Annotated in this window: 18 protein-coding genes; 10 read left to right on the top strand and 8 right to left on the bottom strand. The window is 45.7% G+C overall.

The genetic code is table 11. From position 1 onward, the window contains the following. Window positions 1-13: 13 nt before the first annotated feature. From ECHVI_RS19550 to ECHVI_RS19530, 5 genes are all read right to left on the bottom strand, one after another. The gene (locus ECHVI_RS19550) at window positions 14-754 is read right to left on the bottom strand and encodes an MbnP family protein (RefSeq protein ID WP_015267766.1); all 741 of its coding nucleotides are present in this window, start codon (window positions 752-754) and stop codon (window positions 14-16) included. A gap of 9 nt (window positions 755-763) precedes the next feature. Continuing rightward, a complete protein-coding gene (locus ECHVI_RS19545; RefSeq protein ID WP_157501540.1) occupies window positions 764-1,864 on the bottom strand; it encodes a cytochrome-c peroxidase in 1,101 nt (366 codons plus the stop codon). Window positions 1,865-2,242: 378 nt separating this feature from the next. Then, a complete protein-coding gene (locus ECHVI_RS19540; protein WP_015267764.1) occupies window positions 2,243-2,635 on the bottom strand; it encodes a hypothetical protein in 393 nt (130 codons plus the stop codon). Window positions 2,636-2,826: 191 nt separating this feature from the next. Then, complete coding sequence (hemN, locus tag ECHVI_RS19535) at window positions 2,827-4,176, bottom strand: oxygen-independent coproporphyrinogen III oxidase (protein WP_015267763.1); 1,350 nt, start codon at window positions 4,174-4,176, stop codon at window positions 2,827-2,829. Between the two features lie 327 nt (window positions 4,177-4,503). Further along, window positions 4,504-4,788, bottom strand: a complete 285-nt coding sequence (locus ECHVI_RS19530; RefSeq protein WP_015267762.1) for a hypothetical protein — start codon at window positions 4,786-4,788, stop codon at window positions 4,504-4,506. A 149-nt stretch (window positions 4,789-4,937) separates the two neighbouring features. On the opposite strand from ECHVI_RS19530, the gene ECHVI_RS19525 reads away from it, so the two are divergent. Further along, the gene (locus ECHVI_RS19525; protein ID WP_015267761.1) at window positions 4,938-5,975 is read left to right on the top strand and encodes an alpha/beta fold hydrolase; all 1,038 of its coding nucleotides are present in this window, start codon (window positions 4,938-4,940) and stop codon (window positions 5,973-5,975) included. A 160-nt stretch (window positions 5,976-6,135) separates the two neighbouring features. Beyond that, window positions 6,136-7,500 carry a sulfatase family protein gene (locus tag ECHVI_RS19520; RefSeq protein WP_015267760.1) on the top strand — a complete coding sequence of 455 codons (1,365 nt, stop codon included), beginning with the start codon at window positions 6,136-6,138 and terminating at the stop codon, window positions 7,498-7,500. Between the two features lie 845 nt (window positions 7,501-8,345). Here ECHVI_RS19520 and ECHVI_RS19515 read toward each other — a convergent pair. Next, on the bottom strand, window positions 8,346-9,710 hold the full coding sequence (locus ECHVI_RS19515; RefSeq protein ID WP_015267759.1) for a Gfo/Idh/MocA family oxidoreductase: 1,365 nt from the start codon (window positions 9,708-9,710) through the stop codon (window positions 8,346-8,348). 246 nt (window positions 9,711-9,956) lie between these two features. Here ECHVI_RS19515 and ECHVI_RS19510 point away from each other — a divergent pair, with 246 nt between their 5' ends. The 8 genes from ECHVI_RS19510 (at window position 9,957) to ECHVI_RS19470 (ending at window position 19,779) form a co-directional block, all read left to right on the top strand. Further along, window positions 9,957-11,438, top strand: coding sequence for a serine hydrolase (locus ECHVI_RS19510; RefSeq protein ID WP_015267758.1), 1,482 nt, complete (start codon window positions 9,957-9,959; stop codon window positions 11,436-11,438). Between the two features lie 1,212 nt (window positions 11,439-12,650). Continuing rightward, the gene (locus tag ECHVI_RS19505; protein WP_015267756.1) at window positions 12,651-13,919 is read left to right on the top strand and encodes a chloride channel protein; all 1,269 of its coding nucleotides are present in this window, start codon (window positions 12,651-12,653) and stop codon (window positions 13,917-13,919) included. A gap of 90 nt (window positions 13,920-14,009) precedes the next feature. Then, the gene (locus tag ECHVI_RS19500) at window positions 14,010-14,384 is read left to right on the top strand and encodes a hypothetical protein (protein WP_015267755.1); all 375 of its coding nucleotides are present in this window, start codon (window positions 14,010-14,012) and stop codon (window positions 14,382-14,384) included. Window positions 14,385-14,661: 277 nt separating this feature from the next. Further along, complete coding sequence (locus ECHVI_RS19495; protein WP_015267754.1) at window positions 14,662-15,078, top strand: DsrE family protein; 417 nt, start codon at window positions 14,662-14,664, stop codon at window positions 15,076-15,078. 11 nt (window positions 15,079-15,089) lie between these two features. Continuing rightward, entirely contained in the window at window positions 15,090-16,109 is a 1,020-nt protein-coding gene (locus ECHVI_RS19490; RefSeq protein WP_015267753.1) for a TQO small subunit DoxD, read from the top strand. Between the two features lie 217 nt (window positions 16,110-16,326). Next, entirely contained in the window at window positions 16,327-17,553 is a 1,227-nt protein-coding gene (locus tag ECHVI_RS19485; protein ID WP_015267752.1) for a DUF4861 domain-containing protein, read from the top strand. Window positions 17,554-18,045: 492 nt separating this feature from the next. Continuing rightward, entirely contained in the window at window positions 18,046-18,885 is an 840-nt protein-coding gene (gene kduI, locus ECHVI_RS19475) for a 5-dehydro-4-deoxy-D-glucuronate isomerase (RefSeq protein ID WP_015267750.1), read from the top strand. A gap of 105 nt (window positions 18,886-18,990) precedes the next feature. Next, window positions 18,991-19,779 (top strand): gluconate 5-dehydrogenase, encoded by a 789-nt coding sequence (locus ECHVI_RS19470; protein ID WP_015267749.1) that lies wholly within the window; start codon window positions 18,991-18,993, stop codon window positions 19,777-19,779. Window positions 19,780-20,013: 234 nt separating this feature from the next. On the opposite strand, the gene ECHVI_RS19465 is transcribed toward ECHVI_RS19470, so the two are convergent. Both ECHVI_RS19465 and ECHVI_RS19460 read right to left on the bottom strand, forming a co-directional pair. Continuing rightward, window positions 20,014-21,042, bottom strand: coding sequence for an endonuclease/exonuclease/phosphatase family protein (locus ECHVI_RS19465; protein WP_015267748.1), 1,029 nt, complete (start codon window positions 21,040-21,042; stop codon window positions 20,014-20,016). Window positions 21,043-21,187: 145 nt separating this feature from the next. Further along, on the bottom strand, window positions 21,188-21,880 hold the full coding sequence (locus ECHVI_RS19460) for a 2'-5' RNA ligase family protein (RefSeq protein ID WP_015267747.1): 693 nt from the start codon (window positions 21,878-21,880) through the stop codon (window positions 21,188-21,190). Window positions 21,881-21,996: the final 116 nt, after the last annotated feature.

Genomic DNA, 21,996 nt, shown 5'->3' with positions numbered 1-21,996 from the left:
CCGAATGATTTGACTACTGAAGGCTGAAAAAACCTTCCTGATAATTATTGGCGATGCTGATGGCTGTTTCTCCGCCCATGATGCTGGTGTTTTCCAAGTCATGGACGACAATTTCATGAGGAGCCGTAAACAACTGATCTAGGTTGGCCTCGAAGTCAAGCTCCACCACTACTTCTTTTCCTAAGGTTTTCCCGGCTGACGCGAGGTCAAAATCAATGGCCTTAAAGTTTTGTTCGCTTTCAGGGTCATTATTACCGATGTGGACGATAAGTCCTTGGCGGGCTGAACCCTCAAATTCCCATTCCCCCTCCAAAACGAAAAACTTATAGCCGGTATTCCAGTTCCAGGCCATGTCGTTGCTGGGATCCAAATCGCCCACTTGGTCAGTGGAGAGGTTTCGGGCCTTGTCAATGCCGATATAAAAGGTCAATTGGTCGTAACGGTCTGAGGGAATTTCTACGCTGAATTGCTTTTTCCCTGCCTCATCGATCAGGAAATAGCCATCTGGTACCGAAAAGCGATTGCCGGAGGTACTGTTCGTAAAGGTGATGTTGGAAACGTAATATTTGAACTTTCGCGGGGTAAAGCTTTCGCCAGAAGGCAAGGCAAAGGCAGGTCCCTCCAAGGCCAGTGGAGTGCCATCCAGGCTATGGGAAAAGTTAAAGGTCACCGCGATGTTTGAAGGGGTTTCCTCTTGGTCATTACAGCCCGTAAAGGCGATGAGTGTCAATACAATAATGAATATCTTTTTCATGTCGTTTGTTTAATTAAATGGATCCGAGAATTTCGGATTGGTAATGAATTTTTCATCCGTCAGGGTGTGCAGAAAGGACAGTATGGCTTCTTTTTCTCCGTCCGTCAGGTATAGTTTGATGTTCTCTCCAGGAGCAATCGTCTCATTGCTGGCCTCCAAAATGAGGATATCCAACGTGCTGTTCATCTGGATGTGTTCATCATAGTGCTCCAGGACTTCCGTTAGTGTTTCAAACCGTCCATCATGCATATAAGGTGCTGTAAGGGCGATGTTCCGGAGGGTAGGGGCTTTGAATTTTCCTTTGTCCTTGGGAAGTCCGGTTACTGCGGCCAAACCTTCCTCAAGGTAGGCGTCTTGGTCAAGGCCATTGTTATGAAAGCCCAGAAGGTTATTGCGGTCACCAGAGGTCAAAAAGCCCAAGTGACAGTCTCCGCAGTTACCGCCGCGAATGTGCAGGGAAGGTTCTGGGTGGGTGAAGAAAAGCTCCATCCCCAGTTGCTCTTGTTCGGTAAATTCCACCTCACCCCTGATCCACTGGTCAAACCTCGAATCACCTGAGATCAAAGTGCGCATGAACTGCGCAAGGGCCTTTCCGATCATGGTTTCCGTGATTTGATTTGAGCCAAATGCTTTCTCAAATCGCTCAGGGTAATTTTCGTCGGCTTGGAGTCGGGCCACAGCTTCTGCTATGGGCAAATTCATTTCCCGATGGTCCTCAATGGGTTGCAAGGCTTGCTCCTCCAGGCTGGCCGCCCTTCCGTCCCAAAAGAACCGGGATGTCCAGTGCAGGTTGGCCAGTGACATGGCATTTTTGTCGCCAGGGGTACCGTTCACCCCAGTGCTGATTTTCTTGCCGTCCGTGAAGGCTTTGGCCTGTTGATGGCAAGAGGCGCACGCCATGGTGCCGTCTATGGAGAGTTGTTTTTCATAAAACAGCATTCGGCCGAGTGCCACACCCTCTTCGGTCAACGGATTATTGGCCGGCATGGGCACATCATTGGGGAAGTACTCGGGATGCTCCAAGGTGATCACTGGGTTTGGCGTAGAAGGCTCTTCGGGCTCTTCCTTGCTACAGGCCCACATCAGCAAGCACAAGAGTACTGTTCCCATAAAACATGGGGCTTGGTATCGCATGGTCGGTTTGGATACAAGGTAAATGTTCCCTCAAGGCATGGTCCGTGCAGCCACACCGCGAAATTGCAGCGTAGGTGGATGCCCATTTCCTGTAGAAATACAGCAATCAAATTGCCCATCTGGGGACATTTCCAATGGATAATATTTAGAAATAGAAATTAGCTTACGGCTTTCGGCAATTTAGAAGCAAGGAATGATGGTTACTCCTTTTTCTCCTGGGAAAGCCAAAAGCACTTGAACCCATAAGATGCATTGGCCTCTCCAGGCCACGGCTCATAGAAGTTGTGGCCTAAAATGGCATCAAAGTCAGTCGCTACGCTTTTACACATAACGATTCTTCATGCATTAAACGGGTTATACCAATGGGGAAACTGCGTCCTGAGGTGGGTGAAAAATATCTGTGGTCGTGTTATAATACTTACCCCTTTGGTAAAATGAAGTGTTCGAAAATGGGGGGATAGTAAGTTGCTGAAATCCAAAATGGTTTTCTTGCAAAATGTAAAGGCCAAAATCTCGGCTGACATCGATACTGCCGGGTTGTTGCTCTTGTTGGTCTTGGGCTTCCTTTAGCTTCTCTGCCAGAAAGCATTTTCCATCACAGTGCAGTTCCGGTTTGTCCCTGTTGATGCATAGGTTTTCGGCGATGTACTCCTTGTTGAGGACATAGTCCATCTGGATCACTGAAAACACCATACTGTTCAGGACCACGATCATGGAAAGCCATATATGAAACAAGGATTTCAGCATTTGCGCACAAAAATAAGGATAAATTCTCTAAAAAGAAGCAGCTCTGGGGTTAAGATGGGATTAAAATCAACTAAAAGCCCAGGCCTGTCTGCAAACAAACCTGGGCCAGCACCAAATTGGGCTGTCAGAAAACGAAAAACTTGGTGTGTTTTTCCGGGATAGGGGTTGATTTATGGTGTATCCATTGCCGTTTAAATAGCTTTGCTGAAGACAAAGGTTTGGGATTTCTTACTTTTCATTCTATGGTCAAAGGCCGAACAAATATTGCGGATAAAGGCCCTTCCCAATGGCGTGACGATGATGCGGTTTTCACGCATGCTGAGCAGGCCATCTTCCTGCAGTTCGTTGAGCAGCTTGAGGTTGTCCATTTTCCAAATGATACTGGCTTCTTCTGTCGTGCCGGTGCAGATCAGGTCCAAGATGGTTTTTCGTGTTTTGATGTCCTCTGTAGTCATCAGGTGACCTTTGGAATGGGAGAAATGGCCCAGCATGCTTTGTTCCTCATACAGTTCGATGTTTTTGGTATTTTGAGCGTAGGCGTAATAAACATCACTGATGGCACTGCTGCCCAAACCGATCAACATGTGGGAACTGAAATTGGTATATCCCATGAAATTTCGATGGAGTTTTCCCGTGGCCTTGGCGGTGAGCAGCTCATCTCCCGGCAAGGCAAAATGGTCCATGCCGATTTCCTCATACCCCATGGCCATGAGCTTTCTTTTGCCGGTTTCATAAAGCTTTCGCTTTGCTGACTTTAAGGGTAGGTGCTGCTCAAAACTTTTTTGCGCCTGAAAGACCGAGGGTACGTGGGCATAGCTGTAAAAGGCAATCCGGCTGGGCATGAGCTTACTGATTTCATCCAAGGTGGTTTCGATGGTTTCTTCAGTTTGGTGGGGCAAACCATAGATCAAGTCAAAATTGATCTGTGAGAATCCTGCCAATTGAGCATGATAAGTAGCTTCTCTCACTGTCGATAGCGGTTGGATCCTATGGATGGCCTGCTGCACCTTCAGGTTCAAATCCTGAATGCCATAACTTACCCGTTCAAATCCAACTTCCTTTAAGGTCAACAGGTGTTCCAACGTGGTATTGTTCGGGTGGCCTTCAAAACTGAACTTTGCCTTTGGAACCACATCGGATGTCCCACAAATGTATTTGATCAAAGATCTTAGGTTATCAGCAGAGAAAAACGTTGGGGTGCCCCCTCCCAAATGGATGGTCGCGAGCTTAGGGCGTGCCGGTAACATTTGAAGATACATGTCCCACTCCCTTTTCAATGCCTCCAAATAGGGCACTTCCTTTTCATGGTTTCTGGTAATGTATTTGTTGCAACCGCAGTAGGTGCACAGGCTGTCGCAATAGGGCAAATGGATATAGAGGCTTATGCCTTCTTTTTGCCCAAATTGCTGATAGGCTTTTAGGACATTGTTTTTCCAAGTGGGGGCGTCCACATTGTTTTCCCAAAGCGGTACCGTCGGATAGCTCGTATAACGGGGTACAGCGACGTCATATTTAGCGATCAGGTCAGCAGAAATCTTCATAAAATCATTCGATTAATGACACAAAGCTATTGAATGCGACGACGATTAGGGGTGACGGAGGTCAGGTTGAAGACTGATAAATGTCAGTCCAGGTTGGTTTAAGGTGAAAAATAACTAAAACAGGTATTAATTTATTTTTATTGGTGATAATGTGTTTGTATTAGAATGATACAAGTAAATATCACATGAAAAATGTATATGGTAATGGCTGTTTTTGTGATAATCACCATGCTTTTTATCAGCATTTTCCTTTGTCAAGACATGCTCAAAGCATACGTCATAAGTACTACTAAATGGATACGTTTTCTTGTCTAAAAAGTAATGCCTTCAAAGGAAAAAATTGACGATGTTTTCCCATTCTTCTTCTAAGCTACAAGAGGGTTTGGTTTTTCCGGCATTACGGTACCAATATGCGGCATTCCATTCATCTCCTTCCTTTCGGTGGAGGTAGGCATGGACGTAGGCGGCATCTTGGCCACCCAAGTCATTCACAAGGTCGTGTGCATGCTCCCAATTTCCTTTTCCGTCGTACCAAAGCGCCTCCAGCATGATGCTGATGCCAGCAGGTGGTTGGGGTTGGGAAAGACTCTTTTTAAAAAAGGCAAGATCCATAGTTTGGGGATTGATAGGTGAAAAGCAAAGTTATAAAATCAGGAGAGAAATTCCAGGTGATGGCCAAGGGCAATGGTGGAAGATATGGTGTTAACGAATTTTAAGATGCTGTGCAGCAGCTTTTTGGAAAAAATCCATTTATTTGAGATATGAAGTTTTCGATGATTTTTTGGATGATTGGCTTGGCCTTGAGTGGGCCTAAAGGGTTCCACGCGATTGAGGTACCGTATGTATATGGGAAACCGGAATGGGGATGGGGCAGAATTTACTATGCGTACGGCGCTCCCTATGATTCCTCCAAACCGACTGTTTTGGTGGTTTCTGATGCCATTACCTCAATTACAGCAGATGATGCGTGGCCAGCTCCCCTTCGACTCAAATTCAACGTCGTCAGGGTAATGGGGAGGGCGGAGCAGTTTGGCTTTGGCGAAAAGCTATGGCAAAAGGACCGTATCGACTGGTCCATGGCTTACCGCGTGTTTGAAGCCGACCAACTGGTAAATGACCTGGAAGCGGTGAGGGATGCGGTGGCCAATGGCCAAAAAGTCACCTTGTTTGGGGTTTCATCTTCCGCTGAGTTGTTGCACCGATATGTCGCCAGATATCCTAAACGGGTGGATGGAGCCATTAGCATCGATCCGCTGTTGCTGGAATTACAGCATTCCATGGGGATAACCCCTAAAAAAGCCCCTGAAAGCATCTTTTCCAACATGAAGGCAGCGGCAGGCGGAAAAGCCACAGCAGTGGCGGTGGCCATCCGGTGTTTTGAGCATTTATTTGCCTTGCAGCCTATCGGAAAAGAAAGTGAGTACCCGCCCAAAAATACCGGATGGATGGGAGAAAAGGCCCTCCCGGTAATGAAGGCGTATTCACAACGTCCATTTCAGGTAAAAGGCATTCATTACGATCAGGTGGCTACGTTTGAGGGAAAATCGGTGGTTTTTTCAGGTGTGCAGGACAGTTTGACGGACCAAAGGGTGGATCAGGTGTTGGCGGCACATTATCGGGACGGAGATTTTTTTCTGTTTAATGATGGCCATGGTTTACCACATTATCGGCATTATCCTGCCTTTGTCAGGTTTGTTCAGGCATTTTTGGAAGGGGATATTGCCCAAAAGCAAGCGGTTTATAAAGTACTTTGGGACCAAGGAATGATCTATCCGAAGGAAGATCCGTGGGCGTTTTAAAAATGAAATCTTCCCATAAGGCGTGCAAGGGAAGTAGATGTTGGGCTTGCCTGAACGCGGCGCTAGCGGGTGGCCTTTGACCGCTGTCTTTGGGAACTTCTAGTCATATTTGGAATAAGTTTTTGTATCTTTTGAGGTGTTATTAAAATACAAACCGCTTATGAACGCATCATTTTGGCGCCCACTGCTTTGTTTGGGCCTGCTTCTGCAATGCTCCGTTTTAGTTGCCCAGACACCCAAAAGACCGCCCAACATCATTGTGATTTTTGCCGATGATCTGGGGTATGGCGATTTGGGTTGCTATGGCCATCCCACCATCCAGACCCCATATCTCGACCGGATGGCCAAAGAAGGGATGCGCTTCACGCAGTTTTATGTAGGAGCGGATGTGTGTACGCCCAGTCGTGCAGCACTGCTTACCGGCAGGTTGCCCATTCGCTATGGCATGGCGGGGGAGGAGCGGGGCGTTCTTTTCCCGGATTCTTCCAAAGGCCTGCCCCACACGGAGGCAACCATGGCTTCTGCCTTAAAAGCGGCCGGATACAGGACGGGCATTGTGGGCAAATGGCACCTCGGCCACTTGCCGGAATATCTTCCGACCACTCACGGTTTTGACTTCTATTTTGGGATTCCCTATTCCAATGATATGCGGCCCAATCCTCACAACCATGTACCGCCATTGCCGCTATACCGTAACGAAGAGGTCATTGACCTTGACATCGACCAACGTCAGCTGACCAAACGGTATACTAAGGAGGCGATCAGGTTTATAGAAGAAAACCAGGAAAGGCCTTTTTTCCTGTACTACCCCAATAATTTCCCCCATGTGCCTTTGTACGCTTCGTCGGATTTTGAAGGAAAGAGCAAGCGTGGAATTTATGGGGATGTGGTATCGGAACTCGATTGGAGTGTGGGAAGAATATTGGAAAAGTTAAAGGCCTTGGACCTTGCAGAAAACACTTTGGTGATTTTTACCAGTGATAACGGCCCATGGCTTTCTCAAAAGGAAAAGGGAGGATCAGCAGGGTTGCTCTTTGAAGGCAAGGCTTCTACCTATGAAGGGGGAATGCGCGTGCCGGCAATTGCCTGGTGGCCGGGCACCATAAAGCCCAATCAGATCAGTACCGCTTTGGTGGCATCCATGGACCTATATCCTACTTTTTTGACCATGGCCGGGCTGAATATGCCTCAGGATAAAACGTTGGATGGGGATAATATTTTGCCTATTTTGAGGAACGAAACAGATGAAGTACGTGAAATAATGTTTTATTATCACCGCAATAAGCTTCATGCTGTCCGAAAGGGACCTTGGAAGGCTCATTTTACAACCAAGCCCTCCTACAGTCGTGAAAAGGCTCAGGACCATGAAATTCCATTACTTTATAACTTGGAAGAGGATCCTTCAGAGCAATATAATGTAAACGAAGAATTTCCGGCAATAGTAGCCTCACTTACGGAAATCTATCAGAAACATGTGAACAGTTTCACCCCGCCTCCCTCCATCATGGAGGAACGTATAAAGTGAGTGGGTCTGATAGGTTATTTTTACCAAATACTGATACTAGTGAGCATAAGTTGTCGTTGAAATATTAAGGATTTGGAAATCCATAAGACAATAAGTCCTGATCTGGCTCAGCAAGGTAAACTAGCTTTGGAGACAGGCCAGATTGGGCACCAACTAGAAAAGGCGTTTTGGGGACGCCTTTTTTTTCGATAAAACAGGTCAAACGATGTTTCGGATCAAGCCGAAAAGTTGGGGCATTTTATACCATAATGAAAATTGGTAGTTCCCCCAGGGCAAACACTTTTAAACTGTTAATAAAGAGATGTCAGCCTGAATTAAAGAACTTCAAGGGGCTAAAAGCGATTTCCCTGATGGTTTGTCAAATGTGGCAAACGCATTTAATAATAATTTCGTGTAGATGAGCTATCATCCGTGCCGCTGGCACTCCTTCGGGAAGTTGAGGAGCGCTTAAGTTCCTGCGGATGAATCCGCAGGTTACATAATTTACCGTGCCGCTGGCACTTTGCCACGATTTGTACATTGGAAACTGCAGTAGCCTATTGTGCCGAATGGCGGAATAGGCTGAAAGAATGATTAGTTGATTTGGATCGTACAAGCCGTCCCAGCTATCTGCTCATGTATTGTGGTTGGTTTGGTTGAGGTTAAACCCTGGATATGCGCTGGTAACTGAGCATCTTGCCTAATCAGCCTTTGGCGGAGGGTCATATAGAAGGTGCAGGTGACTACCTGCACCAAAAATGATTATACACAAAGGGTGAGTTCCGTAGGAACGGCAGATATAAATGCAAATAGGAACATTTTTTTTAAAGCTTTTGCCCTATATTATCTCCACAAATTTCCTAGGCTTATCCTTTCCAGGGATGCGTCCATCCGTCCCGGTAATTCCGTTTCAGTAGGGAAGTGGCTTCTGGGTCATTTTTGATGATTTTTTTGATCGGATCATAGGAAACCGGCCTGCCCAATTCCATAGAAAGATTGGCCAGGATGCATGAAGCCGAAGAAATATGGCCTTCTTCAATATCGGCAATCGGCTTGGAATTGTTTTCAATTGCTTGTAGAAAGTTTTTGAAATGGTTTCGGGTAGCGGGAGCAGCATGCAATTCTATTTGCTCTTCGTTGAGGTCTTCAGGATACTTTTCCTTTTCGTAGACCACATCACCATGAATCGGGGATCCCTCATCATGTGGAATAAAGTCATATTGCATCACACTGCCTTTGAGGGTGCCTTTTTCGCCATGGAGGATAAACGCCCAAGGGTATTCAGGATCATCTGGATTTCCCCAAGTACGGTGCTGCCAGACACAGTTGAGTTCAGCATATTCGAAGATGGCCGTTTGGGTGTCCGCGATGGTCGATTTACCGTCTTTCTGTACGTAAATGCCCCCGGTGGAAGAGACTTTTTTGGGCCACCCGAGGTCCAGCATCCACCTTACAGTGTCCAGCATGTGTACACACATATCGCCCATGATTCCATTACCATATGCCATAAAGGTTCGCCACCAACTGCCGTGCGGGAGCTTATCGTAAGGACGAAGTGGGGCAGGGCCAGTCCAGTTTTCATAATCCAGATAATCCGGAACCGGCTGGGTGGGGGGATTACCATTGGCGCGCATGTGGTAATAGCAACACATTTCCACGTGGGAAATCTTTCCGAGCAGGCCTTTGTCCACAATTTCCTTTTTGGCCTCAATGAGGTGCGGGGTACTTTTACGCTGCGTGCCTACTTGGACGGTTCGATGGTGTTTGCGTGCAGCGGCGAGGATGGCTTCTCCTTCGAGTACGTCCACACTGATGGGTTTTTGGAGGTAAAGGTGTGCACCCGCTTCGATGGCAGCGATGGCCTGCAAGGCATGCCAATGATCAGGTGAGCCGATCAGGACGATGTCCAATTTATTTTCATCAAGCAGTTGCTGGTAATTGCTGTAGAGCTTAGGGGTTTTGCCGGAAAGCTGCCGCTGACGAACCAGTTCACCCGCCTCCCTGAGGCGAATGCGGTCCACATCACAGAGGGCCACCACTTCCACTGGAGCCACTTGGATCAGTTTAAACAGGTCGCTTTTGCCATACCAACCTGTTCCGATAAGGGCTACACGGTAGGTTTTATCAGTATTTGCAAGACTAATATTAAAGGCTCCTAACGAAGCAAGGGCAAGAGAAGCTCCAGCACCTTTGATAAAGTGGCGGCGATTGATGGTGTTGTTGGTTATCATGGTTTAGGTTTTAATAGGTTTATGCAATCAATGGAGAAAATAGGGGAAAATGGGCAGATTTCACAGATATTCATTGATTTTGTTATGGAAGGCGGCGTGGACGGGGGTAAGAAGGGAAAAATATTATCTTTAGCTATAAAATCAATATAAACTATTGAAAATAAGGCGAAAAATGAATAGAAAGATGATTTTACGTACACTGTTATTGTTGTTGGCTGGATAAAACTTACAGCAGGTTATTCACAAATGACCTCTGACCACATCGACCACCTTGTGGACGATGCCAGGACAAGGCTTGATTTTCCTGGTATTGCGGTGGGGGTAGTAAAAGACGGCGAAGTGGTTCATGTAAAAGGTTATGGTGTCAGTTCGTTGGCTTCAGGGAAGAGGGTGGACCGACATACCCAATTTACCTTGGCATCTGTTTCCAAAGCATTTACCACTACAGCCCTGGCCATTTTGGTCGATCGGGGAGAGATTTCCTGGAAGGACCGAGTCATCGATTATATCCCCGAATTTACCATGTACAATAGCTATGTCCTAGACAATTTTATCATTGAAGATCTGCTGACCCACCGGAGTGGGCTGGGACTGGGAGTAGGTGACCTGATGTTCAAACCGGATGATAATGATTTCACCATTGATGATATTTTGGCCAGTTTTCAGCACTTTGAGCCTGTGTCAGCGTTCAGGACCCAGTATGATTATGACAATTTGCTGTATATCGTGGCAGGGGAGCTGATCAAAAGGGTGACTGGCCAGTCGTGGAAGGTATTTGTCAGGGACAATATTTTAGTTCCACTGGAGATGGACAATTCCTTTTCGGAAATTTCCCTGATTACGGACAAAGGCAATTTGGCATCTCCCCATGTAGAAAAGGATGATGCTGTTTTGGAGCCCATCGAAAATTTCAAACGAACCGGCAATGGTGCTGCCAGTGGGATTTTTTCGAATGTGGACGATTTTTGCAAATGGATGCTGGTGCATTTGAACCGGGGCAAATATGGCAATGATCTGGAAAAGGAACTTTTTAGCGAAGAGCGACAAAGGGAAATGTGGAAACCGTACATCTCCTTTGTGTCCCATCCCACTGAGCCGTACTTTGTGAATTTCAGCGGCTATGGACTAGGTTGGGTGCTCACTGATGTCCAAGGCCACTTTGTGGCCTATCACAGTGGAGGCTTGCCGGGCATCAGCACACAGATCATGTTGGTTCCCGATATGGATTTGGGCATTGTGGTTTTGGCCAATCGCGGTTGGAGCGTCGAACCTATTTCCTTTGCTATTTTGGACAGTTATCTTGGTGTGCCCGACCAGCATTGGGTAGCTAAAATGGCAGAAGGAATGAAAGGAACCCAACAGAAAACGGATAGTGTCTCCCAAAACGTGTGGAAAACAGTGGCCATTTCTGCCACAGACCGACCAGATCCTAAAAACTTTTTAGGGATTTATGAAGACCCTTGGTTTGGAAAGGTAGCCGTATTTGAGAAAGGAGAACTTTTGTGGATCAAATCCTACAGAGCCCCAAAACTCAATGGGGAGCTGCAGTACTATAAGGGCAGTACCTTTGCTGTAAAATGGGAATACCAAGACATGAATGCAGATGCGTTCGTTCACTTTATATTGGATGAAAAGGGGATTGGCCAAAAAATCAGCATGGAAGGAATCTCACCTGATATCGACTTTAGTTTTGACTTTCAGGACCTTGATTTTAGTAGATGTGAATAACTTCGAAATATGCCTTAATCGGGATAAGGCAAACGCATTTAGAAAATCCAGTTTACGGCCATTCTCGAATTTGCCGTGTCCAAGTATGTGCTAATTGCAGTATAAGGGAAATTATCTCCTGTAAGGGAACTCATATAAGCCCAATGCAACACATAGGGACAAATAAACGGGTAATGACCATTTGCACCCTGTAAGTGCAGTAAAAAAATGATATGCTTAAATTGGGACGTTGCGGCAAAAAAGGTGAGCTGGGCTTTCAACCTGTTGGAGGCAATGGGACTGGGAAATACCCCAAGGCATTGCCTTGGGCTAAGGTCAGTAAGGCTTTCAGCCTTTGGCTTCTGGTGGTGTTTTGGGATAAAAACCAGGCTTGAGGACACCATCAGGCTTAGAAACCAAAATGGGGATGATTTCTTTAAATGTGTTTGCCCTGAGTATAGGGATAAAAGGTATGAACACAGATTTAGGCTTTTGAAAAGGTAAATCCGTGGTACTTGTGGCTGCGGAAGACCTTTGTCCATTCAGGATTAAAATAACCTTTCCCCACAGAATGTTGCTTGATCCGTATATTTAACCCTAGGATTGGAAATGGGTTTTAGCGGAAATTTGTGGGAGGTAGGAAAATATCTCCGGCTAAAACCAATGGTTTAGCAATGTGGCGTTTACCATGGACGATGCCCATGGCTATGATGATGATGCCCTTTCAGGGCTTGGGGTGTTTCGCTTGGATTATATTAATTTAACCCGCTTTTTGCATTAGGAATCGTTATGAGAGCTGAAACTGCAAGAAAATCAGGCTGTTTGGAGATAGAATCATCCGCCGCGGATGGTGAACCTGTCTGCCGCTAGTTAGAATCGAAAACAGCAGTTAATCGACTGATTTTGAAGTAGTTTCAGGTTTCTGTACTTGTGCACCGTGGTGTAGATAGGCTAATGCATAATGAGGGTTTAACTTTTCCGGAAAAACTTAGTACCTTTGAGACTTGGTGGCTATGTCAAATAACAAATTTTCGTCCCCCTTAACAAAACGGCATTGAACCCGCGATAAAAATAACCACACCTATCGAAAACGGAATGTCCTTCTTCCTATATGTTCTTCTTTTGATTTTATAAACAGATGAAAAAATTTGGAATATTTTTTAGTAGGGGGAGGCTTTTTCTTAATTTTGGCTTTGGGTATAATTAGAAAACAAAGGAAATAGGGTTGCCAAGATGAAATTAAAGCAAAAAAGGAAGCTGGTAAGGTATTTGGATATTTTGGACCAACCCGCCCGCTTCAACCCGTTTGTATTTAGCCGGACATTTTTACTTTGGGCCTTTCTGGGGCTGATAGGTGGAATTATAGCGGGAGGATATTGGATTGGGCTTGAATTTCTGATGCACAAGTTGGCCTATTTTACTGGCTGGCAGGTCATTCCTTTGATGGCCATCTGTGGCTTACTGGCCGGTTTGGTCATTCATTTTATCGGTGACCCTGGAGAGATCCACCTGATCGTGAACAACATTCGGTTTAACAAAGGCAAGCTTGATCCTAAAAACAACCCCTCGATGGTGCTTTCTTCCTTGCTGTGTGTGGCATCGGGTGGCAGCCTTGGACCAGAGGCTCCGCTGGTGCAAGTGACCGGTTCCACGGGGACTTGGTTGGGCAAGATGCTGCGCTTGAAGGGTGAAGAGTTAAGGTCGCTGAGCATTGCTGGAATGGCTTCTGGTTTTACGGCATTGTTTGGGGCTCCTTTGGGAGGAAGCTTGTTTTCATTGGAAATACTCCATCATAAGCATGCTGTCGAATATTACAAAGCCATTATTCCGGCATTTGTGGCAAGCTGCTTTAGCTATTTGGTGTTTGCCCTGATCGTTCATTTGGGCCTGGGGCCGACATGGGATTTGTCAGCATATGAATATTCCGGGGTATTTGATTTTGGATTTGCCGTACTGTTTGCCATCATCGGGGCAGCGGTAGGGTGGCTGTTTATTTTTTGTACAAAGTTTCTTAAATCCGCTTTCGAAAGGAAACCGATCCCGATTTATATCAAGACGTTGATGGGAGGTTTTTTGCTTGGCGTTATTGCATTTTATTTTCCGATTACACGGTATTTTGGCCATCATGAAATAAATGAACTGTTGTCAAGTGATTTTTCGTTGGCCTTATTGTTCGGGATTTTGGCCTTCAAGATCATTGCCATCGTGATCACCGTGACTTCGGGCTGGAGAGGGGGATTTATCATTCCCTTGTTTTTTGTCGGGGCTACGATGGGCCTTATTATTTACCAATTGTTTCCGAGCATCAACTTGACCTTGGCAATTGTAAGCTGTATGGCGGCCATCAACGCGTGTGTTACCCGTACGCCTATGAGCACCACCATTTTGCTGGCTACTTTGACTGGTTTTGGCCACTTTATTCCCATATTGTTTGCGAGCTTGACGGGATACTTTCTGGCTCCAAAAATACCGTTTATCGGTTCACAGATGGTCAAGGAATGAAACTCCCGTTGGTCATTTAATATGGCTGATTAGGGATGAAGTAAACTTTTTTTGCTTCCTGCCGTTGGGAGATTATAAATGACAAATGACGTGGAAAAAGAGCGAAGCAATCGGCAGGGGCATCCAATCACCATATTGACGTTGGTGGTGCTTTTGCTGTGCTCCCCTTGTAATGTTAGAAATGCCCTTCAGCAGGCGATAGGCACTCCACAGACCCAGGTGCTCAACAAGAGCAAAACTGTTCAGCCTTCCCCTTCCTGTCATGCTGCTCAAGAGCATCTTACGGTACATGAAGGGGTGGAGGTAGCCTTTGAATACACACCTGTATTGCCTGTGACGGCGGCATTGCCAATGATGACGTGGAACGGGCAGCAACAGTCTTCCATATATTCACCACATAATTTTGGGGCTGTATTGACGGTTCCCTTTTACATTTTGTACCAAAACCTGAGGCTCCACCTCTAAGGCATTTTTTAGTCATCTAAGCCTTTCGGGAAATGTATCACTTCCATTCCAGGAGTTGATGTGGCATTTTCTGTTTTTCCCACTTCCCATTTATCGACCCTTCATGTTATAGAAGGGCATTAAACCGTTGGGTTCAGGTCAAAAGCACTCTTTTAGCCATGACTCGAGCATCTATACGGTTTTCTCAAAAGGTTTTGATGACCAGTGGGTTTTGATCTAAGCCATTTTTAAACACCCTGATGCAATTGTATCTGGGGCATTCAAAAAAACTATGAAAATGAAACTTAAAATTGCCCTTTTGGCCATGGTATCTCTAATGCTGGCCGGCCAAGTGGAGGCACAAAATCACTTTAAAGAAAAGTCAAATTACTTTGTGCTGACCAGAAATATTAAACAACTGCAACCCATTTTGCTAACGGCTAAAACATTGGCCGCGTCAGACGGAGAGCAGTTTGGGGAATTTCACGTGGTTATTTGCGGCAAAGCCGTAAAAGATCTTTTGGACGAGAAAGCCTTAAGCCCCATTCTGAGCAAGGCGAAAAAATACAAGGTAACCTTATTGGCTTGTGGCTTTTCATTGCAGAAGTTTGATATAAATCCCGATGAACTGCCACTTGGAATCAGTGTCACCGAAAATGGAATCCTTTATGGATTCCAATTGCAAAAAAGAGGATTTTACACCATTACCCTTTAAAAAAGACCATTATGCTAAAAACGAACATAAAACATGATGCTGGCCTGATGTCGCTGGCACTAAGATTGGTGGTGGGTTGGACTTACTTTTCAGCCCTTTACCGGAGGACTATTTTAGCCGATAAACTTGATCCGGAAATCAGCGGATACATTGGAGAGAAGTTCAATCATTTTTTGCCCCATGCCCTTGGCATCAAGCCGATCATTCAGTATTTGGTAACCCATCCCGATCTACTCTGGTGGGCAATGGTGACCTTTACGATAGTGGAAGGGATCGTGGGCTTCATGATCATGATGGGGGCTTTTACCCGTTTGATGAGTGTAGGGGTCTTTGGTTTGGCCATGGGGATATTGCTCGGATCAGGATGGATAGGCACCACTTGCTTGGACGAATGGCAAATTGGAGTCCTGGGCATTGCGGCCGGATTTGTGCTTTTTTTGACCGGAAGTGGGAAGTATTCCATGGACCATTACGTGCTTCAGCAGCAACTGCCATTTACGAGAAAACGATGGTTCCCGTGGGTAGCCTCTGGGGAATTGCCCGTAAAGGCAGGTCATTACCCTAAATTGGTGCTTGCTGGTTCGCTGGCCATATTGGGCATTACCCTGATGACCAATCAAGTTTTCCATGGAGGTTTATGGGGGCCATTGCATAACAAGTCAGTGAAGCCAAAACTGGAAATTTCAGCAGGAAAGTTTACCCAGAAAGGGCTTGAATTTGATGTTTTCAGAACTGAAGGTGTGGATGTTTACGGTGCTTGGATCATTGGCATGGAGATAAAAAATGACACCGGAAAAGAAATCTACGCCTTGTCCAATAAAGCTATGTCCAACATGGATCCCTCCGCCATCACGAATCACTATGTGGCAAAGGTAAAACCAGGCAAGCACAGTTTGGTGGTGCCCCTTGGAGCCAAGGCAACCATTGCCCTTCGAGCACCGGCTTTGGAAGGGATAGAAAGGGGATCATACACTTTGAAAATCACAGATATCAGCGGAGCCAGCTGGAAATATCGAATGCGAAAGGAATAAGGTTGTGTTCTTGAACAAAGAAAGGACAGCGCATGGTTTAAGCGCTGTCCTTTTACTGTAAAGGCTCACCATGGGGTCCATGCCTATTTTTGTCAGGATAGAAACTAATTTTAGCGGATATTGCATATATTTTCTCCATTGCTTGCACTTGCCCCCGAACCAAGCTTAACTTAGGAGGACAAACCGTTTTTTAGTATTTATTAGTAATCGAAATTTCATGAAGTATACCAAACACTTTGGGGACAAGTTCCCAGGTCTAAAAGTCGGCACGTTCTTAATTGGAGCAGCAGTTATGTTGGGGAGCTGCCAAGAAAATAAGGATACGGTCACCATAGAAGTGAAAAATCCCGCTGCGGTGGCCAAAAGTGCTGCTACCGTGGAAATCCCAGTAAAAAAACTGCAATCGTTGATCGAAAAATACGGTACCGAAAAACTCGTAGTTACCGATAGCGAAGGCGGTACCCTGCTGAATCAGTGGGTGGATCTCGACGGAGACCAAACCATGGACCAGTGGTTGTTTCAAGTGGATTTGGAAGCAGGAGCATCAGGCCAGTATACTGTTCGTCCCTTGAAGGAAGGGGAGGTGCAACCTAGCTCCAAGCAGCAGACCTTTTCTCGATTTGTGCCTGAGCGGACGGACGATTATACTTGGGAAAATGATCGGGTAGCCTTTCGTACTTATGGACCTGATGCTCAGCGCAGGATAGAGCAGAACGAACCGGGAGGAACTCTTTCGAGTGGTATGGACTGCTGGCTAAAGCGTGTGGACTATCCGATAATCGATAAATGGTACAAAGAAAACGAAGAGAACGTCGGCGCCTACCACGTAGACACAGGAGAGGGGTATGATCCCTATCATGTAGGGTCCAGCCGTGGTATTGGCGGGATCGGCATTTGGGAAAATGACTCCCTTTATACTTCACGGAACTTCGTGGACTACAAGCGCATTGCTGTGGGGCCGATCAGGACTATTTTTGAGCTGACCTATGCTCCTTGGGAGGTAAATGGAAAAATGGTTTCCGAAACCAAGCGCATCAGTTTGGACTTGGGCAGTAACTTAACCCATTTTGAATCGACGGTGAAAAGTGATGCACCGGTACCCAATGTCACCATTGGCATTACCTTACACCAAAAAGAAGGGGAAGTCTCCATCAATGATGAAGCGGGCATTTACCGTTACTGGGAGCCCATGGACAACAGTGAACTTGGCTTGGGTGTGGTAGTCGATCCTGCTAAGGTAACCGCTTCCAAAGACCATCGAGTGGACTACCGAGATGGTAGCCAATTGTTGGTGATGGCCAAACCTGCCGAAGGGAAAGTCAGTTATTATGCTGGATTTGGCTGGAAGAAAAGTGGCCAATTTGCCAATGCTGCTGAATGGGATGCCTATTTGGAGGATTTTGCAAAAGGCCTGGAAAAACCATTGGAAGTAAGTGTAAAGTGATGGATGGTATATAAAGGAGAGATAAGAGCCAAGAGCCATGTATCACTTTACAAATACTGGTTTGTGCCGATCTCTGGGTTGTGCTGGGTCTCTGCCCCAGCACTTGCAAGTTTTGAGTCTCTGACCCAATTAAGCTGTTCCAGATTTATAACGCTCCCAGTTATTACCATAATAGGCTAATGCATTTTCCGGGGAATACCATTAAAATTGTCAAATCAAACGGCATTAATTTCGGAAATATGCCAAGCCTTGACCAGACTGTGTGGGTTTCTTTTCTCGCGAAATATGTTAGTTTTGTTTTCCAGAGACGCAAAAATAGCAGGCCCATGCTGGACAATTGCATTATTGCTTGTTTCTCTATTCTTTTTGCGGATAAGCTGAAAAGGGATATAGGAAAATGAAAAAGATTGTTTTGGTCACTTGGGTAATCGATTGCACAAGCTACATAAAAGTGAAAAAATTATTTTCTAATTATATAAATAAACAATTAACATGCATACGAACATCGTAACCAGATACGGAGCACATCCTGATGATGTCAAGAGCTATGACACCCAAAAGCTAAGGGATCATTTTTTACTTGAGAATATCTTTCAGGACGATAAGATCACCGGCGTTTATTCCATGTTTGACCGCTATATTGTTGGCGGAATTGCACCTGTAAACAAAGCCTTGGAGCTGGAAACCGTAGATCAGCTAAAAGCCGACTACTTCTTGGAGCGTCGTGAGCTAGGTGTGATCAATGTAGGTGCCCCTACCTTGATTACCGTAGATGGTACCGATCATAAATTAAATACGCGGGAAGCGCTTTATGTGGGACGTGGTGTAAAAGAGGTGATTTTTAATCCATCCTCAGAAGGCCAGGCATTCTTGTACTTCAATTCTGCGCCAGCGCACACTTCATATCCCACCAAAAAGGTAGGACTGGAAGATGCCGAAAAAGTAGAACTCGGATCCATGGAAGAGTCCAATCATCGCGTGATCAACAAGCTGATCGTAAACAGTGTCGTAAAATCCTGCCAGTTGCAGATGGGCATGACCCAACTTAAGCCAGGAAGTGTATGGAATACCATGCCGGCACATACGCATGACAGACGTATGGAGGCCTATTTCTATTTTGATCTTGCCGAAACAGCAGCTGTGTGCCACTATATGGGACAGCCGCATGAAACACGTCATATCTGGATGAAGAACCATGAGGCAGTGCTATCTCCAGCTTGGTCTATCCACGCAGGTTCAGGTACTTCAAACTATACCTTTATCTGGGGTATGGCGGGCGAAAACCTTGATTATGGCGATATGGACAAAGTGGCTGTAACCGATATGAAGTAAGGGGACGGAGTGCGACAGTCCCTAAGGCCGCTTGACAATGCTGATAGCAGTGGACGTTTTAGCAAATAACACCCTATCCAAATAACTATTAACCAATAAGCAAACATGAAGGAATTATTTGATCTATCAGGAAAAGTAGCGCTAGTGACGGGCGCCACTCATGGCCTAGGAATGGCCATGGCGAAGGCCCTTGCCAAAAGCGGCGCCACCCTGATTGTAAATGGACATACTCCGGCCAAGATGGAGAAAGCATTGGAAGAATATGCTGCCGATGGCATCGAAGCACACGGTTATCTTTTTGATGTCACCAATGAAAAGGAAGTCGATGAGAAGCTATCTGAAATAGAAGGCAAATTCGGCACGGTGGATATTCTGGTCAATAACGCCGGCATGATCCAGCGAACTCCTGCCATGGAAATGGAAGTGGCAGATTTTGCCAAGGTAGTGAATATGGACCTTGTTTCCCCTTTCTTGATGTCCAAGCGCGTAGCCAAAGGCATGAAGGAAAAAGGTGGTGGCAAGATCATCAATATCTGTTCCATGATGAGTGAACTCGGTCGTAATACCGTTTCTGGATACGCAGCGGCCAAAGGTGGCCTGAAAATGCTGACCAGAAACTTGGCCACGGAATGGGCAAAATACAATATCCAGGTAAACGGCATTGGTCCGGGCTACTTTGCCACGGAGCAAACCGCTCCCATCCGTGTGGACGGCCATCCGTTCAATGACTTTATCATCAACAGAACGCCTGCAGGCAGATGGGGAGACCCAGAGGACTTGCAGGGTACGATGGTCTTCTTGGCCAGCCAAGCCAGTAACTTCGTTAATGGACAAATTGTATACGTAGACGGAGGTATCCTTGCCTCGATTGGCAAACCACATGGCGAAGAATAAACAATTGAAAATTAACTGATGAGAGGCCTTCCCGGATGTATTTCTGGGAGGGCTTTTTTAGTACTTAAAATGCAGGACATGCTTCCCGGCATAGCGGGGAGGTTTGGTGCGGTTTTTAGTGGAAGAAGAAAGGGTACAAGAAGAATTTTTCATAAATGATCACGACTCTTGCCATAACCAAGAAAACCATTGCCTAACCCTTTTGACACTAATCAATTACATCTCCAATCAAACTTAGGCAGGAGCATATTTAAAAGTCGCTTTGACGATGCCGTGGTCGTTTGTACCGGTATTTTTATGGTCTTCATCTGCCAAGTGGTCATTATAAATTTCCATACCATCAAAGGCCCAAATCCGCTTTCGGGAGTTGTCATAAAATTCTTGGGAAACCAAAATATGGTCAAGGGATTCCCGGATATTTTGATAGATATGGGTATAATAAACGTCTCGGAGACTCCGGTATTCCTGAAGGGTAGCCACCGTGTAAAGATCCACATCCCCGCCTCCTGCATAGAGTCCATGGAGATAGCGCGGTTGGCCCGTCATGATGTTCAATGTATCGCTGAGTTGGGAATTATTGAGATCGCCTAGAATGATCACAGACTGATCGGTATCCTTAAGTTTGTCCAGGAGGATCATTCGCAGGGCCGCTGCTTCTGCGGATCTCCTAATGGTAGAAAGGGTATATCCGAGCGTTTCAGAATGTTTTTTATAATAATCATATTCATCCCTATACCACCCTTCTCTGTAAATGGCCGTGGGTGCCTTGGACTTTAGATGGGCAACAAACACTGAGACGGCATCGCGGTCTTCCCTGGGTTTTATCCTAAAATGAAGTACCGGTCGGGAAAAGCTGCTGATTTTTACCGAAATATCAGGGGTTTGGGGATCATCCCCCGCACTTTCCAAAATAAACTTTTCGGGGAAGGTCTCTATCCATTCCGGTGTTTCTTCTAGCAGCCCTTTTTTGACCGCTCCGGCACAGATGATTTTATTGCCATCGTGATGGGGAGGAGTGAGGATGTCGTATGCTTCCAACAGACCTGCTCGCTCGAAGGCAGCTGTCAATGCATCCTCGTGCCAAAGTTCCTGAAAGCCAAAAATATCCGGCTGTAGCAGGTGGAGCATATAGGAAGTCCAAACAATTTTATTTTCATACTGTTCGCTGCTCCATCCGTCATAATCGCGATACATGGAATGCCCCGGTAGGTTGAGATTATAGAGGTTAAACGTAACCAGGCTGAAAGCTCGTAAATTGGGCATGGCGAAGTGAGTTTAGCAAAACAAAACACTGTTAAAAGGAGTAGTAGTTTCTTTTTATTCACTTACAATACTGAGAGCAAGGTACGAAGACTAATGCATATCCGAAATACCGTGATCAGGGTATTTTGTATTAAGTGATTGTTGATCAAGGGTTTGTGCGAAGCGGGAATTGTTGGAGAACCTTTACGTTTTCTTGCCGTTGATACCAGTCATTATACACCAGCTCTAGGTTATTGATGGTGAAGGTGCCAAAATGAGTCGCTCTGTTCTTTTCTAATACCTGGATAAAATCGGAAATGTTTTTTAAGGGTTGTGGGTAGCGCATGATGGTGCTGTGGGCGGTTTGGATGGCATAGCGCTTGTCCAAGCTCTGCTGGAGGGTGGAGGATTTAAAGTGCTGGCGTAAGGAATCCCTCAACCGCTCCAACGCGTCCGTGGAGGGGTATCCTTGCAGAAGTACTCCCGCTTTACTGAGCGTAACTCCCTTAAAGTGGATCTCAAAGGGAGGGATTTGGGATAGGCTTTCCCTAATGATGGCAGCATAATCGTCTATATTGATGTGTTCCAGCTTAAATTCAGGATAGCAGGAAATAATGGACATCACCGTGATGTGCAGGTCGGTGCTTGGGTAAAAGTACTGATAAGGATCGATTTGGTGTAAGGTTTCCAAAAAGTCAACAATATGGGATTTGCAGCGATCGTCAGGGCGTGCCAAAAGGGTAATGCCCCGTCTGCTATCACTTGGATCGTTGATTTTTTTATCCACCTCATTTCCTTTTATGATCAGTTCTTGGCGGGCTTTTGTGAAAAGTGAGTGGTAATGTGCTTGTAGGTCCATGAAAAGCAGTAAAAATAATTGTCAGTAAGAAGTGATTATAAAGGTAACATAGGAAGCCTTTGGGGTCAAGTTTATGTGATAATAACCTTAAGCCTCGTTTTTTAATGTATATACAT

This window comes from Echinicola vietnamensis DSM 17526 (assembly GCF_000325705.1).
GTDB classification, from domain to species: Bacteria; Bacteroidota; Bacteroidia; order Cytophagales; family Cyclobacteriaceae; genus Echinicola; species Echinicola vietnamensis.
This window is presented reverse-complemented; position numbering and strand designations above follow the sequence as displayed.

Bases quoted from the DNA above. Each gene is read 5' to 3' on its own strand.
- ECHVI_RS19550 (WP_015267766.1), bottom strand. From the start codon at position 754: ATGAAAAAGATATTCATTATTGTATTGACACTCATCGCCTTTACGGGC.
- ECHVI_RS19545 (WP_157501540.1), bottom strand. From the start codon at position 1,864: ATGGGAACAGTACTCTTGTGCTTGCTGATGTGGGCCTGTAGCAAGGAA.
- ECHVI_RS19540 (WP_015267764.1), bottom strand. From the start codon at position 2,635: ATGCTGAAATCCTTGTTTCATATATGGCTTTCCATGATCGTGGTCCTG.
- hemN (WP_015267763.1), bottom strand. From the start codon at position 4,176: ATGAAGATTTCTGCTGACCTGATCGCTAAATATGACGTCGCTGTACCC.
- ECHVI_RS19530 (WP_015267762.1), bottom strand. From the start codon at position 4,788: ATGGATCTTGCCTTTTTTAAAAAGAGTCTTTCCCAACCCCAACCACCT.
- ECHVI_RS19525 (WP_015267761.1), top strand. From the start codon at position 4,938: ATGAAGTTTTCGATGATTTTTTGGATGATTGGCTTGGCCTTGAGTGGG.
- ECHVI_RS19520 (WP_015267760.1), top strand. From the start codon at position 6,136: ATGAACGCATCATTTTGGCGCCCACTGCTTTGTTTGGGCCTGCTTCTG.
- ECHVI_RS19515 (WP_015267759.1), bottom strand. From the start codon at position 9,710: ATGATAACCAACAACACCATCAATCGCCGCCACTTTATCAAAGGTGCT.
- ECHVI_RS19510 (WP_015267758.1), top strand. From the start codon at position 9,957: ATGACCTCTGACCACATCGACCACCTTGTGGACGATGCCAGGACAAGG.
- ECHVI_RS19505 (WP_015267756.1), top strand. From the start codon at position 12,651: ATGAAATTAAAGCAAAAAAGGAAGCTGGTAAGGTATTTGGATATTTTG.
- ECHVI_RS19495 (WP_015267754.1), top strand. From the start codon at position 14,662: ATGAAACTTAAAATTGCCCTTTTGGCCATGGTATCTCTAATGCTGGCC.
- ECHVI_RS19490 (WP_015267753.1), top strand. From the start codon at position 15,090: ATGCTAAAAACGAACATAAAACATGATGCTGGCCTGATGTCGCTGGCA.
- ECHVI_RS19485 (WP_015267752.1), top strand. From the start codon at position 16,327: ATGAAGTATACCAAACACTTTGGGGACAAGTTCCCAGGTCTAAAAGTC.
- kduI (WP_015267750.1), top strand. From the start codon at position 18,046: ATGCATACGAACATCGTAACCAGATACGGAGCACATCCTGATGATGTC.
- ECHVI_RS19470 (WP_015267749.1), top strand. From the start codon at position 18,991: ATGAAGGAATTATTTGATCTATCAGGAAAAGTAGCGCTAGTGACGGGC.
- ECHVI_RS19465 (WP_015267748.1), bottom strand. From the start codon at position 21,042: ATGCCCAATTTACGAGCTTTCAGCCTGGTTACGTTTAACCTCTATAAT.
- ECHVI_RS19460 (WP_015267747.1), bottom strand. From the start codon at position 21,880: ATGGACCTACAAGCACATTACCACTCACTTTTCACAAAAGCCCGCCAA.